This window comes from Microbispora amethystogenes, from assembly GCF_016863015.1.
GTDB classification, from domain to species: domain Bacteria; phylum Actinomycetota; class Actinomycetes; order Streptosporangiales; family Streptosporangiaceae; genus Microbispora; species Microbispora amethystogenes.
This window is the reverse complement of sequence record NZ_BOOB01000021.1, coordinates 81,401-96,642: the sequence shown is the minus strand read 5'-3', so window position 1 is coordinate 96,642 and position 15,242 is coordinate 81,401. Positions and strand designations below refer to the sequence as shown.

Below are 15,242 nucleotides of genomic sequence, written 5' to 3'. Positions count from 1 at the left end.
TCTGGCATGAGACGGATAACGCGCCTCGCCGCTGTCGCGACGATACTTCCGCTGGCCCTGGCCGGGTGCGGCAGCGGGGACGACAGCGGCGGCGGGAGCGGTAACGCCCAGGCCCCGGAGAAGACCGAGATCAGCTACTGGCTGTGGGACTCCAACCAGTTGCCGGCCTACCAGGCCTGCGCCGACGCGTTCCACGCCGCGAACCCCGAGATCACCGTGAAAATCTCACAGTTCGGCTGGGCCGACTACTGGACCAGCCTCACGACCAACCTCGTGTCCGGCAACGCGCCGGACGTCTTCACCAACCACCTGAACTACTACCCCGAGTTCGCGGGCAAGCAGCAGATCCTGCCGCTGGACGAGTTCGTCGCCGCCGACGGCACCAAGACCGACGTCTACGCCCCCGGCCTCGCCGACCTGTGGGTGTCGGCCGACGGCAAGCGGTACGGCCTGCCGAAGGACTTCGACACGGTGGCGATCTTCTACAACAAGAAGATGCTCGACGACGCCGGCATCACCGAGGACCAGATGAAGTCGCTCACCTGGAACCCTGACGACGGCGGCACCTACGAGAAGATCATCGCGCGCCTCACCGTCGACAAGAACGGCAGGCGCGGCGACGAGCCCGGCTTCGACAAGAAGAACGTCAAGGTCTACGGCCTGGGCCTGGACGAGAACAACGGCGCAGGTGTCGGCCAGCAGATGTGGAGCATGTACGCGCTGTCCACCGGCTGGCAGTTCACGGACAAGAACCCGTGGGGCACGAAGTTCCGGTACGACGACCCGCGTTTCCAGAAGACCATCGCGTGGTGGCGCGGGCTGATCGACAAGGGGTACATGCCGAGCCTGGCCATCGCCCGGTCCGGCACCAGCGTCAACGACGGCTTCGGCGCCGGCAAGTACGCGCTGTCCACCAACGGCTCGTGGATGATCAACACGTACTACGGCTACGACGGGGTCGAGGTGGGCACGGCCCCCACGCCCGTCGGCCCCTCCGGGAAGCGCGCGACCATCTACAACGGTCTGGCCGACTCCATCTACGCCGGCACCAAGCACAAGGACCAGGCCTGGCGGTGGGTCAAGTACCTGGCGTCCGCGGACTGCCAGAAGACGGTCGGCGACAAGGCCATCGTCTTCCCGGCGATCCCTGAGGCGCTCACCGTCGCCGAGGAGAAGTTCAAGGCCAAGGGCATCGACATCGGCGCCTTCACCGTGCAGATCCACGAGAACACGACCTCGCTGTTCCCGATCACCGACCACGCCAGCGACATCGGTGCGGTGATGGGCCCGGCGATCGACGCGGTGCTGAGCTTCGAAGCGGAGCCGTCGTCGCTCACGAAGGCCAACGACGAAGTCAACGCCCTGTTCCAGTAGCCCCGGCGTTCCAGTAGCCCCCGGCGCACCACATGCCGACACGGATTCCCCTGGGCGGTAGATCACCGCCCGCGCGGAGCCGGAAACACCGGACCACATGAGAAAACGCGGTGAACCGGCCGAGAAACGCCTGTGCAAGGGCTCGGCCGGCCACCTTCGATCAACGAACCCCCCTACCCCATCGGCCATCGACTGGAGAGCCAGAGGAGAGGCATGTCCAAATTACCAACAGATCGGCGAACACGGCGAATCATCGCCGCGGTGACAACCACGTTCGCCCTCGTGACGGCAGGGGTGACGGCGGCGGTCCCCGCACAGGGAGACGGCCCGGCGGCCACGCAGCTGGTCGTCGACCTCGGCACGAGGACCGGCGCGTTCCGCGGCGCCGCCGGCGGAGCGCTGTACGGGCTGAGCGACGAGGGCGTGCCCAGCGACAACACGCTCGAGCCGCTGCGGCTGACCACCGTCAACCAGAAGCCACCCGCGGGCGCCCAGCACCCCAACGGCGACGCCTTGTCGGTGGCGCCCTCGTTCTTCCGCAACGGCGGCAAGTACATCCAGGTCAACGTCCAGGACATGTACGCGCAGTGGACGTACGAGAACGCGGGCGGCGTGATCCCCTGCAACCAGGTCTGCTTCGACAACTACATGCAGAAGCTCGCCTGGGTCGTCAACCAGGTCAAGAACAGCCCGTACGCCGACCGCATCGTCTACGTGCCGTTCAACGAGCCCGACGGCATCTGGTACAACACCTCCACCGGCAACACCGCGCAGTACCAGACCCGGATGGCCGCCCTGATGGCGCACTGGAAGGCGGCCGTGGAGTACATCCGCGCCAACCACCCGGGCGCGCGGGTCATGGGCCTCAACGACGCCACCTTCCGGGCCCGCAACTACGGTGACTTCCTCACCTACGCCCGCGACAACAACGTGCTGCCCGACTTCGTGTCCTGGCACCAGCTGGAGTCCGGCAGCCTCAACCCCGCCGGCGGCAACTACTACCGCACCAACTACCGGACCTACCGGAACCTGGAGCAGGAACGAGGCGTCTCCCCCATCCCGATCAACATCAACGAGTACGGCGGCAACCGCGACCTGACGGTGCCCGGCCAGCTCATCCAGTATGTCGCCATGTTCGAGGACACCAAGGTCGACGCGGGCGGCAAGGCGTACTGGACCGCGGCCGGCCTGCTCGGCGGCGACGTCGTGGAGACCAACAAGCCCGGCGGCGGCTGGTGGTTCTACAAGATGTACGCCGACATGGCCGGCGGTGACACGGTCAAGGTCACTCCCCCGACCCCGACCACCCTCGACAAGCTCGAAGGCATCGCGGTCATCGACGACGACCGCAGGCAAGCGCGCATCGTGGCCGGTGGCGGCGCCTCGGCCGACTTCGACGTGGTGGTCGGCGGCATCGACGGCGAAGTGTTCGGCGACAAGGTCAACGTGACCGTGTCGGCGACGACGTGGAGCGGCCAGAACTCCGACGCCCCGCCGCCGGTCGTGCTGCGCGACGTCGACCTCGCTCCCGAGAACGGGTCGCTGACGATCCCGATCCGCGGGCTGGGCGTCGAAGGCGACGGCGGGCATAACGTCGACCAGATGTCGGTGTACGAGATCGTGCTTTCGCCCGGCGGCGTCGGCACCCGCCAGTCCGTGGACCTGCCCTGGCGAGGCTCGTACGAGGCGGAGCTGGCCACCGTCACGGCCGGAACGGTTCAGACCTTCGGCACCCCGTCGAACTGGAACGCGGCCGCCACCTCCGGCACGCGCCACGTCGGCAATCTCACCCAGAGCAACAGTGCGGTGACGTTCGACGTGAACGTGCCCAAGGCCGGTGCCTACAAGCTGGGCATCCTGTACGCGAACCAGACCGGTCAGCCCGCCCAGCAGGTGCTCACGGTCAACGGCGCTCAGGCGCGGCTCGTGGACTACCAGGCCACGCTCAACTTCCAGTGGCGCACTCGCAAGGACGTGGTGGTTCAGCTCCAGGCGGGCGCGAACCAGATTCGGCTGGCCAAGTCCCATCCGGAGCTGGGCACCGCGGTCGGCCAGGCGACGCTGGACCGCATCGACCTGGAACCGGCCGCCGCCGGCCCGGTCACCCGGGACTACGAGGCCGAGCGGTCGCAGACCAAGGGCGACGTGACCTACGAGTACGACCAGCCGAAGCAGTCGGAGGCGGGCTTCCTCACCCTCAAGCGCGGCGGCGAGGCCATGTTCACCGTGTACGCCGAGGAGGACGGGTACTACGACCTGGAGTTCCGGCACAACAGCCCCGGCAAGCCGGGGTCGGTCACCGCGAACATCGGGCTCGACCGGCGCGCGGTCGACGGTGCGGTGCTCCACGCCAACCCGGGCGGCGGCACCTTCTGGAAGGCCGACCGGCACCGGCTGTTCCTGTCGGCGGGCGTCAACCGGGTGACGGTGGAGCCCTCCGGCCCCACGCCGGTGCGCCTTGACAAGGTGAGTGTGACCCGGGCGACGTCCGGGCCCCGGCCGGTGCAGGTGATCGAGGCCGAGTCCGCCGCCCGGTCCGGCTCGGCCGCGGTGGACAACCACGGCTACGCCTCCGGAGGGAAGTTCGTCGGCTGGATCGGACAAGGACCGCAGAACCGGCTGACCCTCCAGGTCGACGTGGACAAGGCGGGTGACTACATGCTCGTCGTGCAGTACGCCAACGACGAGCGGAAGTCCGGCCACGTCTACAACGCCGACATCATCTCGCGGCCCCTCGACATCTCCGTCAACGACGGGGACTCGAAGCGGTACTGGTTCAAGAACACCTGGTCCTGGGGCAACTGGTGGGCTCGCGGCGTGCCGGTGAGCCTCAAGGCCGGTACGAACACGATCAGTGTGTACAACGATCCCGCCAACGGCGCGAAGGCCCAGGGATGCCCGGCACCGTGCATCTCCGAGCTCGACAGCCAGTGGGCGCCGAACCTCGACAGGTTCGACATAGCGCCGATCAAGGTCGGCTGACGCGGTGACCCGGGGCGGGAGCGGCGGCGGGACAGCCGCTGCCGCCCCGGGCTCGCGGCACTCCCGTCAGGCGGCGAACAGCAGGAGCAGGCCCACCACGGTGTAGACGACCATCAGCACGAGCAGGGGGACCTGCCCGATGACGGCGGTCCGCCGGGGGAACAGGGCGAGGGCGCGGTCGTGGGCCAGCACGGTGCCCAGCACGTGGCCGACGACGATCACCGTCACCTGGAGGGTGGCGACTCCGGCGGGGGTGGTGCCGAGCGCCTGGATTTTCCAGCCGGCGGTGCCCAGCCAGTTGGCGCCGGTGTCCAGCGGGTCGGACAGCAGCGCGATGGTCCGCTGCCCTTCCAGGAGGAACAGCGTGTAGTAGTGGGCGATCACGTATCCGACGGCGATCGGCACGATCGAGTGGGCGATCTCCCCCGCCGTCTGCCCCGCTGTTGTCCCGGTCGTCGTCCCCGCCGTGGTCTCTGCCGTTTTCCCCGCCGTTTTCCCCGCCGTTTTCCCCGCCGTTTTCCCCGCCGTTTTCCCCGCCGTTTTCCCCGCTGTCGTCCCGGCGCCGGCGGCGCCCCACCGCCCGGCGAGCGCGGTCGCGACGCGGTACGCCGCGAGCACCAGGCCGATGACCGCCAGCAGCCCGGCGGTGCCGGTCACCGGCGCCGGAATCGGGCTCTCCTGGATGAACCGCACCCAGATCGGGGCGTTGGACAGGCTGTCGTACATGGTGGAGCCAAGGAGGACGACCACCAGCGTCGTCAGTCCCGGCGCCGGTCGCAGCCCGGCCATGCCGTCGAGCGAGTTGCGCCAGGCGACGACGCCGTCGTCGCGCCGGTGCACCGGCGCGAGCCTGCCCACGATGCCGCTGTAGGCCTCGAACGGATCGGCGTGGCCGAACCACCCGGCGCCGAAGACGACCGCTCCCGCGAGCATGATCACCGTGTACGCCGCGAGCCAGGCGCCGATGACCGGCAGGGTGGCCCGTTCGGGGGCGACGAGTTCCAGCCAGACGAAGGCGAACAGCCCGGCGCAGGCCGGCCAGTAGCCGACGCCCGGCGGCAGTGGGCGCAGGCCGGCGTCCGGGTCGCGCCGCAGGGCCGTGCAGGCCAGCAGGTGCAGCGTCCGCAACGGGCTCAGGGCGCGCCACACCGGGCCGAACAGCAGCGACAGCGGCACCAGGCCGACCCAGAACAGAACGTAGAACGCGCCCGCCGTGGGGTTGTCGGCCTTGTCGGGGCCGAAGACCAGCCCGACGCAGAAGTAGGCGGCGGCGAGGAGCCCGGCGATCCGCCAGGCCCAGTCCCAGGCCGGCGTGGCCATGGCCCGCTGGAGCGCGCCCGGCAGGGTGCGGGCGCGCGGGTCGGCGCCGCCCAGCCGCGGCTCCTTCCACAACGCGCCGAGTGCCACGAACGACACCAGCAACGCCAGCGCCGCGCCGGTCAGCGCGGCAGGGAACGGGATCGGCAGGTCCTGGCGTCCGCCGACCCCGTGGGCGAGGAGCATGGGACGGGCCTACCGCACCACGAGCTGGAACAGCTGGAGGCCGGACTCGTGGGTCTCCATCTCGAACAGGCCGGTCTCGTCGGCCGTGAACTCGATGGTGGCGGGGGTGCCGGGCTTCAGCTCCGCCTCCTTGTCGTACCCGTGCAGGTGCGCCTCGTCGGCGGCGTCGCCGGTGACGGTGATCCGCACCCGCTGCCCCTTGTCCACCTCGATGCGTCCCGGGGGCGGCGTCACCTTGCGGCCCTTGATCGTGACGTCGATCTCCTTCACGTCCGCGTCCGCGGGAGCGTCGGCCGGCGCGTCGGTGGCGGGCGCGGCCGGCTCCGTCGCCGCGTCACTCGCCGCCGCGGCGGGCAGTTCGGTGGACGACGCGGTGGTGGGTGCGGCGGCGGGCGCGGCGGTGTCCGACTCGCCGCAGGCCGACACCGCCATCGGCAGCGCCACGCCGAGCAGGAGCGCGGCGAGCAGCGGGCGGCGGCGGGCACGGTGGCGGCGGGCAGGGGTGAACGTCACGACATTTCTCCGGAGGTGAGGGCGGTTCAGCGCCGCTTGGCGGACCTGGGGCGGTTCGCCGTCCGCGACTGGGACGAACTCGTGGGGGTCTTCGGCTTGGGCGTGGAGCGCCCGGAAGGCCGTCCGGCCGCCGACTTCTTCGGGCCCGCCGTACGTGCCGGGGCGGCGCCGGTGGCCGGGGCGGGCCGCCGGCGCGCCGCCCGCAGGATCAGGGCGCCCGCTGCCACGACGAGGAGGGCGGGCACCAGCCACACCGACAGGCCGGTGCCGGAGTCGTCCTGCTGCGCCGCCGTACGCGCCGCGGGAGCCGGGCCGGCCGTACCGGCGCCGGTCTCGGGCACGGCGGCGGGGCCGGTGGTGGGGCCTGCGCCCGCCTGGGAGGGCGCCACGGGCCCGAGCGCGCCGCCGCCGTTGTCGGGCGTCGCGTTCGCGGTGGCGCCGCTTGCGGGCTCGGACGTGGCGAGCAGGGCGGCGTCGGGCTCGTTGGCCGGGGCCTTCCAGCCCTTGGGCGCCGCCGTGGTCCTGCCCTTGTAGGTGAAGCGCAGCTCTCCCTTGACGGGCTCCCCGTCGGAGGCGATCGAGAGGTAATGGACGACGTACTCGCCCTGCTCGGGCCAGTAGGCGACGGGGACCACCGCGGGGAACCCGGTGTTGTAGACGCTCGGCTCCCACACGCCGTCGACGAGGTTGTACTCCTGGACCGGCTTGTCGAGCCGTTCCGGCTGGCCGTGCGTCCAGGTCTGGTCGACGCGGGCGCCGCTCGGCGCGGTGACGGCGAAGTAGGCGTTCGGGGCGGGCGCCTCGGTGAAGTAGAGCCGCAGCGACTCCAGCGGGGTCTTCACCGTGCTGTCCTTGGCCGGGGTGGACATCGCGAGCTGGCCGTGGGCGGCGGCGGGAGCGGCCAGGGCGGCGAGGGCCAGCACGCCGACGACGATCGGCAGAAGCAGCCGGCCCAACCACCGTGCCATCGTCACGTCCGCTCTCCATGGGGTACGGCCCCTGGCTGGGGCGAATGCGACGAGATTAGCCACTTATGACGTCATTGAACAGAACTTCATGCGTTCGCAACGAAAGTGGAGTAACGTGCGCCCGGCCTCCCGCGATGCCAGGCGCGCCGCCGGGCGTGGACACTTGGCGTGGGGGTCGAATGCGTGTTCTACTGATCCTCATGCGTCGCGACGCCACTTCCCGCCCCGACTCCCCGTCCGGGGACCAGGGCACGGCGCGGCCCGCCGAGCAGCATGCGACCGTCAGTGCCGAGCAGCAGCCGATCACAGGCGCTGAGCAGCAGTCGATCGTCGGCGCGGGCCCCGCCCGCCCTCGTATCGAGCGGCAGGCCGTCACCCGTGTGTTCGACGGCATCACCTGCTACGAGGTGCCCGCGCGCGCCGCGCTGGAGCGCGTGCCCGACGCCGCCGAGCTGCCCTTCACCTGGGCCGCGAGCCCCTACCGCGGATGCGAGGCGGGCTGCGGCTACTGCGCGGCCCGGCGCGGCCACCGCTACCTCGGCCTGGATCCGGGCCGGGACTTCTCCACCCGTATCGTCGTGAAGACCGATCTCGCCCGCCGGCTGCGCCGTGAGCTGGCCTCCCCGCGCTGGGGCGGCGAGCAGGTCGCGCTCGGCCTCACCGGCGACTGCTACCAGCCGGCGGAGGAGATCTACCGCCTCATGCCGGGCGTCGTGCGGGCCCTGGCCGACGCGGCCAACCCGTTCACCGTGCTGACCAAGAGCCCGCTGATCCTGCGCGACCTGGACCTGTTACGCGACGCCGCGAAGGTGACCCAGGTCGGTGTCATGGTGTCGGTCGGCTTCGTCGACGACCGGGTGCGGCGGGCCGTGGAGCCCGGAGCCGCGACGCCGCAGCGGCGGCTGGAGGTCTGCGCCGCGCTCAACGACGCCGGCATCCCCTGCGGGGTGCTGATGGCGCCGATCCTGCCGCTCGTCACCGACTCCAGCGATCATCTGCTGGCCACGGTCAGGCGCGCGGCGGAGGCGGGGGCGGTCAGCGTGACGCCGGTCGTGCTGCGCCTGCCGTCCGGGGTGCGCGAGGGATACCTGGGCTGGCTGGAGCGCGAGCACCCCGGCCTGGTGCCGCGTTACCAGGCGCTGTACGGCAAGGGCCAGGTCGCCGAGGAGGGCTACCGCCGCCGGATCGCCGAGCAGGTGCGGGCACTGGCCGAGACCTACGGCATCGGCGGCCACGCCCGGCGCTGGCGCCGCCGCCGCTCCCCCGACCGCCAGCTCGCCCTCGTCTGACCCCAGGCCACGCCGCGCCCCCCCCGGCTGGCCGCGCCCCGGTTTCGCGCCGCGCCGCCTCCTGCCGTACGCGCTGGTCACGGTCGCCCTGGTTGTCTCCCCTGCTCGCGGCTCGCGGTGAAAGCGGCACCGGTACGGGGCGGTCGTTTTGACACCTCCTACGGCTAACCGCTATCTATCAGCTAACCGTTATCTGTGAGAGGGTGCGAGGCGGGATGCAGGACGCGGTGCTGGCGATGCTCGCCAAGGAGCCGTCGTACGGGTATCACCTGCGCGCCCGGCTGCGGCGGGCCCTCGGCCCGCTGGGCGAGTCGATGAACCAGGGCCAGATCTACGTGACGCTGGCCCGGCTGGAAAAAGCGGGGTTCGTGGTCTGCGAGCGGAGCGACGGCCTGCCCGACCGGGCGGACCGCAAGGTGTACGCGCTGACGCCGGCCGGGCAGCGGCGGGTGGCCGCGTGGCTGGCCGAGGTCGGCTGGCCGAAACCGGACCTGGCGGAGTTTCATCTCAAGCTCGTCGCGGCGGCCGCGGCCCGGCTGGCCGACCCCGTCGAACTGGTGGCGGCGCAGCGCCGTGAGCTGCTGCGCCGCCTGCGTGAGGTGCAGCAGGCGGCCCTGGCCGAGCCGGAGGGATCGGCCGCCGTGCTGCTGGAGGGGGTCATGCTGCGGCTGCGAGCGGATCTGCGCTGGCTGGCGGCCTGCGAGCGGGCCTGGTCCTCCGGGGACGCGGGCGGCGCGACCACCGTTGGAGCGACCGCCGGTGACGAAGACGGTGACGAAGACGGTGACGAGAACGACGAAGTCGAGGGCGGATGAACGGGTCGGATGCCGTGCCCAATCCGGTGGCGGGTCCAGTCGCGGGTCCGGTGGCGGAGATCCGCGGCCTGGTGAAGGAGCACGGACAGGGGCAGGGCAGGGTCCGCGCGGTCGACGACGTCGACCTGGAGGTGCCCCGGGGGCAGACGCTGGCGGTGATGGGCCCCAGCGGCTGCGGGAAGTCCACCCTGCTGCACCTGCTCGGCGGGCTGGAGCGGCCCACCCGCGGCGAGGTGTGGCTGGCCGGCCGGCGCGTCGACACCCTGAGCGAGCGTGCGCTGGCACGGCTGCGACGCCGGTCGGTGGGATTCGTCTTCCAGGCCTTCCACCTCATGGAGGAGCTGACCGCCGCCGAGAACGTGGAGCTGCCGGTGCTGCTGGCCGGGCGCTCGCCGCGCGAGGCCAGGCGCCGCGCGAGCCTCCTGCTGGAACGGGTCGGGCTCGCCGCGCGGGCCCGGCATCTGCCGTCGCGGCTGTCCGGCGGGCAGCGTCAGCGGGTCGCCATCGCCCGCGCGCTCGCCAACGAGCCGCCGATCGTGCTCGCCGACGAGCCGACCGGCAACCTCGACACCGCGGCGACGCTCGACGTGCTGAGGATCTTCGAGGATCTGCGTACGGCGGGGCAGACCCTGGTGATCGTCACGCACGACGAACGGGTCGCGGCCACCGCGGACCGGCTGGTGTCGATGCGCGACGGCATGTTCGTCGACGACACCCGGCTGACCGGCTCGTCCTCGCGGGGGCTCGGCGGCCTGATCGAGTGGGAGAGCTGACCGCGATGGGCTCCTTCGTGCTCGTCGTCCGGCTCGTTCTCGCCGACGTCCGCCGGCACCGCGCGCAGGCCGCGATGCTGCTGCTCGCGGTGACCGTGGCCACCGCCACGATGGCACTGGGCCTGTCCCTGCGCGGCGTGAGCGAGGCGCTGTACGAGCAGACCCGCGCGGCCACCGCCGGGCCCGACGTGGTGGCGCTCTCCGGCGACACGGGCCCCGCCGTGACCTCGGCCCTGGCCTCGCTGGCGGACGACCCCGAAGTGATCGCTCACCACGGCCCCTACCGCATCGTCTACGCCGACCTCACCACACACGGCTCGGGCAGGTCTCCCGCGGTGGCGTCCGGAGTGGTGGTTCACGGTTTCGCCGAGACGCCCGGCACGGTCAACCGGCCGCTGGTGACCTCGGGCGGGTGGGTGCGGCCCGGCGGCGCGGTCGTCGAACGGGGCTTCGCCGAGGCGCTCGGCATCGGCGTCGGCGACCGTGTCACCATCGCCGGCCGGTCGTACCTCGTCGTCGGGATCGCCGTGACCGCGGCCACCTCCATCTACCCCTGGGCGGCGCAGATCGGCCCGTACGGCGGCCCCAGCGACTCCAGCGGCCTGGTCTGGCTCACCCGGTCGGACGCCCGGACCCTGGCGGGCCGGGATCTGCCGGTGACCACGGCCATGGACCTCAAGCTGCGCGACCCCGCCGCCGCCGAGGCCTTCGTCGAGGCGTTCTCGGACGCCCACCGCGACCCCGCCGCCAGGGTGAACCTGCACACCTGGCAGTTCATGGCCACGCAGGACACGGTCATCCTCAGGAACAGCCAGCCGATCCTGGTCGTCGGGAGCTGGCTGCTGGGCTTCCTGGCCGTCACCGGAGTGGCGGCGCTGGCCGCGGGACGCGCCGTCGAGCAGACCCGCCGGGCCGGGCTGCTCAAGGCCGTCGGCGCCACTCCGGGCCTGATCGCCACCGTCCTGGTCACCGAGTATCTGGCGCTGGCGCTGGTCGGCGACGCGGTGGGGCTGGCGATCGCCCGCCTGACCGTGCCCGGCATCGCCAGCCCCACCGCCAGCCGGATCGGTGACGCGGCCGGGCCCGGCGGCGCCACCGTCGCCGCGGCGACCGTCCTCGCCGTGACGGTGGCGGTGCTGTCCACCCTGCGTCCCGCACTGCGGGCCATGCGTACGGCGACCGTGACGGCGCTGGCCGCCGCCGCGCACCAGCCCCGTCACCGGCCGCTGCTCACCGCGCTGTCCGCGCTGCTGCCCACCCCTCTGCTGCTCGGTTTGCGGCTCACCGCCCGCCGGCCGGGCCGCGCCGTGCTGCAGGCGTGCTCCACCGCCACCACGGTGATCGCGACTGTCGCCCTGCTGACCGTCTACTCCCAGAAGGAGAGGGGCTACGGCCTGAACGGGTCCTCCGTCCTGCCCAACCTGCGGGGCGAGCTCGACCGCCGGCTGATGCTCGCCGTCACCATCCTGCTGATCGCGCTCGCCGTCGTGAACACCGTCACGCTCACCTGGACCACGGCCATGGAGGCCCGGGCGAACATGGCCGTCGCCCGCACGCTCGGCGCCACCCCCGGTCAGATCGCCGCGGGGCTGTCGGCCGCCCAGGTGCTGCCCGCCCTGCTCGGCGCCATGGCCGGTGTTCCCCTGGGCATCGGTGTGTGCGGGCTCTTCAGCGCCAGGAACACGATCATGCCGCCCGTCTCCTGGATGCTCGCCGCCGCACTCGTGACCCTCCTGGTGACGGCGGCGTTCACCGCCCTGCCGGCCCGCCTGGCCGCCCGGCGGCCGGTGGCGCGGGCCCTCAGCGCCGAAGCGGCCTGACCGGCCTGGTAAGGCGATCCCCGGGCGACGGCAGCAGACGACACCGACAGCAGGAGCGGAGAAAGCGGGGAGCGGCGGAAGCAGGCGGCGGAAAACCGGTCGACGCGCGGGGTCGTGATCGCTACCGTCCACCGCATGGTCACTGACACCGACGCCGATCGTTTCGTCGCCGAGGGCTTCCTCAAACTGGAGGAGGCCTTCCCCCGGGAGACCGGCGATCGTCTCAGGGACATCCTGTGGCAGCAGGTCGGGCTGTCGCCCGACGAGCCCGGCGACTGGACGCAGCCGGTGGTGTGGGCAGGCCCCGACCCGATGGGACGGGGCCCGTTCGGGGAGGCGGTGCGCAGCCCCGCACTCGCCGAGGCGCTCGACCTGGTCGCCGGGAAGGGCGGCTGGGAGCCGCGCGCCACGATCGGCAACATACCGATCCGTTTCCCGCATCCCTCCGACGCCGGGGACACCGGCTGGCACATCGACCAGAACGACCCCGGGCCCGGCGGCGCCTGGGGGAACGTCACCGCCAGGTCCCGCACGCTGCTCGTGCTGATGCTGTTCTCGGAGGTCGGCCCGGACGACGCGCCGACCCGCATCAGGGTCGGCTCCCATCTCGACACCGCCCGCGTGCTCGAACCGCACGGCGAGAGCGGGCTGGAGTTCTTCGCCTCCGGGCCGCTGCTCGACGAGGCGAGCGCCCACCGGCCCGTGGCCCTGGCGACCGGGCTGCCGGGAGACGTCTACGTGTGCCACCCCTACCTGGTGCACGCCGCGCAGCCCCACCACGGCACCCGGCCGCGGTTCATGTCCCAGATGCCGATCATGCTGACCGAGCCTCTCAGCCCGGGTGCCGCGACCCCGCTGTCCCGCGCGGCCAGGCTCGGCCTCGCCGGCTGACCACCGAGGGCCGACCGACCGCCACGGCCGGGCCAGGCGTGAGGACGCGCACCTCGTCCGGCCGGGTTGCGGGCGTGTCCGGCGCGGCCGCATCGCGCGTGCCGCGCTCTCGTCCGGTGCTCACGTGGTGCCCCCGGCCGTCGTGCTGTGCTCGGTCAGGGTGGTGCTCTCGGCCAGGGTGGTGCTCTCGGCCAGGGTGGTGCTCTCGGTCAGCGTGGTGACGAAACGCAGCAGCTCCGCGGTGTCGGCCACACCACCCACGATGATGATCTTCAAGCTCGCCCTGTCCTCGTCGTAGATCGTCTCGACGCGCAGGGGCCGCCCACCGGGGGTGCGTCCGTTGACGGCCGCGATCAGGGTGTTGCCCACGGTCATCGCGGTGTCGGGGGTGATCGCGTCGATCTGCACGATGCTCGACGCCTCGGCGTGACGCCGCCGGCCCGCGGTCCCGGCGGCCGGGTTCGTCACCGGCTGCCCCAGGAAGGCGTCGAGGTCCTCGGGGGCGATGCGGTACTGCTTGCCGATGCGCACCGCCTTGAGCCGCCCGTCGCGCACGTAGCTGCGCACGGTCTTGACGTGCAGACCCAGCAGTTCGGCCACCTGCTCGACCGAGTACGGCTGCCGCGGCATCTTGGCACCCCTCTCCGCGTGACTCCCCAAACCACCCTATCGCTGGTCAGTTCGGGGAAGTTTAGGGAGCGAGGCCGACGCGCCCGGCTGGTGGGGCGGAGAGGGAGGGCGATAACCTGGAGGCATGTTCCACCGCAAACCCCTGGAAGAGCGCATCGCCGAGCGCGTCGCCAAACGCCCCCCGCTCAAGGAGGGCAAACACTTCGAGCACCGCCCCGCACTGATCGTCTTCTGCGTGATCATGGTGCTCGTCGCGCTGAAGATCGTGGGCGCCTTCGCCCTCATGAAGTGGGGCATCACCTAGTTCGCGGACACCCCACCGGGTCCCGGCCCTGACGGGCCAGGACCCCAGGACTCAGGGGCTCAGGACTCCAGGGCACTGCCCTGCTTCCACTTGCTGAACGGCATCTGCCAGAAGCCCCAGCCGTTGTTCCACTCCAGCGCCCGGTTCGTGCCGACGATCTTCACGACGTCGCCGCGGTGGAAGTTCTCGTAGAACCACTTGGCCTGCGAGGGGCTGGCGTTGACGCAGCCGTGGCTGACGTTGGCGCGGCCCTGCGAGCCGACCGACCACGGCGCGCTGTGGACGTACTCGCCGCTGTTGGAGATGCGCACCGCGTGGTTCACGATCTCCTTGTAGTAGCCGGGGTCGCCCTCCTTCTTCCCCGGGGAGATCATGGTGACCGGGTTGCCGCGTTCCATGGTGAGGTGGACGCCGCTGGTGGTGGTGTACTCGCGGGTGGTCGCCTTGCCCGCGCTGATCTTCATGGACTGCACGACCTTGCCGTCGCGCTTGACCACCATCATGTGGGTCCGGGTGTTGACCGAGCTGACCCAGGCGGCGCCGATCTTGATGGTCGTGGAGTGGTCCTCCACGCCGTAGGTGTCGCGTCCGGCCTTCACCCCGGTGAGGTGCGCGGTGAACTTCACCTTCTGGTGCGCGGGCCAGTACTTCGCCGGCCGGTAGATCGCGTACGTGTCGTCGATCCACCGCCAGGCGCCCTTGACCGGCTTCTGGGCCTCCACCTCGAGAGCCTGCTCGACGGCGCCCTTGTCCTGTACCGGCCGGTTGAACCGCACCATGATCGGCATGCCGACGCCGACGGTCTCCCCCTTGATGCCGGGGGTGACGTCGGCGATTTCCAGGGGGAACTTCGGCTTGAGCGTGGCGAAGCTGCTGGACGCGTTGGCGGGCCCGCCGTCACCGGCGGCGGTGGCCGAGACGGTGTACTTGCTGGAGGGCTTGAGCGGCTGCTTGGACGTCCACTTGGTGTGGGTGGAGTCGAACTCGCCCTCGACCGTCGTGCCGCCCGCCCTGACGGTGACCTCCTGCAACTGGCCGCCCGCGGCCGTGACGACCACGGTCTTGTCGGGGCGCACACCGGCACTGCCCGTCGCGGGGCTGATCTTGATCGTGGGGGCCGGGACCGCGGGGGCGGAGTTCCCCGATCCTCCGGACCCTCCGTCTCCGGTCGAGCCTGATCCGCCCGACCCACCGGAGCATGCCGACAGAGTCGCGGTCAGAACCACGGCGACACCGGCGATCGGCGTCATCGAACGACGTGCAGTGCTCAGCACAACTACTCCCCCATGAGCGCGAAGGGCACTATCAGACCTTATTCGGGGTTGCCTCTTATGTTGGCATTTTCCCTGGCCCTCAGGTCACATTTCGGTCGCTCTTCGC

General features: G+C 71.5%; 13 protein-coding genes. 8 read left to right on the top strand and 5 right to left on the bottom strand.

From position 1 onward, the window contains the following. The first annotated feature begins 6 nt into the window (after positions 1–6). Both Mam01_RS16285 and Mam01_RS16280 read left to right on the top strand, forming a co-directional pair. A complete protein-coding gene (locus Mam01_RS16285) occupies positions 7–1,374 on the top strand; it encodes an ABC transporter substrate-binding protein (protein ID WP_204286158.1) in 1,368 nt (455 codons plus the stop codon). Positions 1,375–1,635: 261 nt separating this feature from the next. Beyond that, entirely contained in the window at positions 1,636–4,356 is a 2,721-nt protein-coding gene (locus Mam01_RS16280) for a CBM35 domain-containing protein (protein ID WP_204286157.1), read from the top strand. 66 nt (positions 4,357–4,422) lie between these two features. On the opposite strand, the gene Mam01_RS16275 is transcribed toward Mam01_RS16280, so the two are convergent. The 3 genes from Mam01_RS16275 to Mam01_RS16265 are packed head-to-tail and all read right to left on the bottom strand — an operon-like array spanning position 4,423 to position 7,340. Then, the gene (locus Mam01_RS16275; protein ID WP_204286156.1) at positions 4,423–5,859 is read right to left on the bottom strand and encodes a hypothetical protein; all 1,437 of its coding nucleotides are present in this window, start codon (positions 5,857–5,859) and stop codon (positions 4,423–4,425) included. A gap of 9 nt (positions 5,860–5,868) precedes the next feature. Continuing rightward, the gene (locus tag Mam01_RS16270; RefSeq protein ID WP_204286155.1) at positions 5,869–6,372 is read right to left on the bottom strand and encodes a cupredoxin domain-containing protein; all 504 of its coding nucleotides are present in this window, start codon (positions 6,370–6,372) and stop codon (positions 5,869–5,871) included. 26 nt (positions 6,373–6,398) lie between these two features. Further along, on the bottom strand, positions 6,399–7,340 hold the full coding sequence (locus tag Mam01_RS16265) for a copper resistance CopC family protein (protein ID WP_239101375.1): 942 nt from the start codon (positions 7,338–7,340) through the stop codon (positions 6,399–6,401). 179 nt (positions 7,341–7,519) lie between these two features. On the opposite strand from Mam01_RS16265, the gene Mam01_RS16260 reads away from it, so the two are divergent. The 5 genes from Mam01_RS16260 (at position 7,520) to Mam01_RS16240 (ending at position 12,928) form a co-directional block, all read left to right on the top strand. Continuing rightward, on the top strand, positions 7,520–8,629 hold the full coding sequence (locus Mam01_RS16260) for a radical SAM protein (RefSeq protein WP_239101353.1): 1,110 nt from the start codon (positions 7,520–7,522) through the stop codon (positions 8,627–8,629). A 215-nt stretch (positions 8,630–8,844) separates the two neighbouring features. Next, positions 8,845–9,444: a PadR family transcriptional regulator gene (locus tag Mam01_RS16255; RefSeq protein ID WP_204286153.1), complete on the top strand. Its 600-nt coding sequence runs from the start codon at positions 8,845–8,847 to the stop codon at positions 9,442–9,444. Beyond that, positions 9,441–10,217 carry an ABC transporter ATP-binding protein gene (locus Mam01_RS16250; protein WP_204286152.1) on the top strand — a complete coding sequence of 259 codons (777 nt, stop codon included), beginning with the start codon at positions 9,441–9,443 and terminating at the stop codon, positions 10,215–10,217. The genes Mam01_RS16255 and Mam01_RS16250 overlap by 4 nt, the downstream gene beginning before the upstream one ends. Further along, positions 10,205–12,037 carry an ABC transporter permease gene (locus tag Mam01_RS16245; protein WP_239101352.1) on the top strand — a complete coding sequence of 611 codons (1,833 nt, stop codon included), beginning with the start codon at positions 10,205–10,207 and terminating at the stop codon, positions 12,035–12,037. Before Mam01_RS16250 ends, Mam01_RS16245 begins: the two co-directional genes overlap by 13 nt. 135 nt (positions 12,038–12,172) lie before the next feature. Then, positions 12,173–12,928, top strand: a complete 756-nt coding sequence (locus Mam01_RS16240; protein WP_204286151.1) for a phytanoyl-CoA dioxygenase family protein — start codon at positions 12,173–12,175, stop codon at positions 12,926–12,928. A gap of 120 nt (positions 12,929–13,048) precedes the next feature. On the opposite strand, the gene Mam01_RS16235 is transcribed toward Mam01_RS16240, so the two are convergent. Continuing rightward, a complete protein-coding gene (locus tag Mam01_RS16235; RefSeq protein ID WP_204286150.1) occupies positions 13,049–13,558 on the bottom strand; it encodes a helix-turn-helix domain-containing protein in 510 nt (169 codons plus the stop codon). Between the two features lie 124 nt (positions 13,559–13,682). On the opposite strand from Mam01_RS16235, the gene Mam01_RS16230 reads away from it, so the two are divergent. After that, positions 13,683–13,862 carry a hypothetical protein gene (locus Mam01_RS16230; protein WP_150934085.1) on the top strand — a complete coding sequence of 60 codons (180 nt, stop codon included), beginning with the start codon at positions 13,683–13,685 and terminating at the stop codon, positions 13,860–13,862. Between the two features lie 59 nt (positions 13,863–13,921). Here Mam01_RS16230 and Mam01_RS16225 read toward each other — a convergent pair whose 3' ends face one another. Further along, positions 13,922–15,136 carry a L,D-transpeptidase gene (locus Mam01_RS16225; protein ID WP_239101351.1) on the bottom strand — a complete coding sequence of 405 codons (1,215 nt, stop codon included), beginning with the start codon at positions 15,134–15,136 and terminating at the stop codon, positions 13,922–13,924. Positions 15,137–15,242 lie beyond the last annotated feature (106 nt).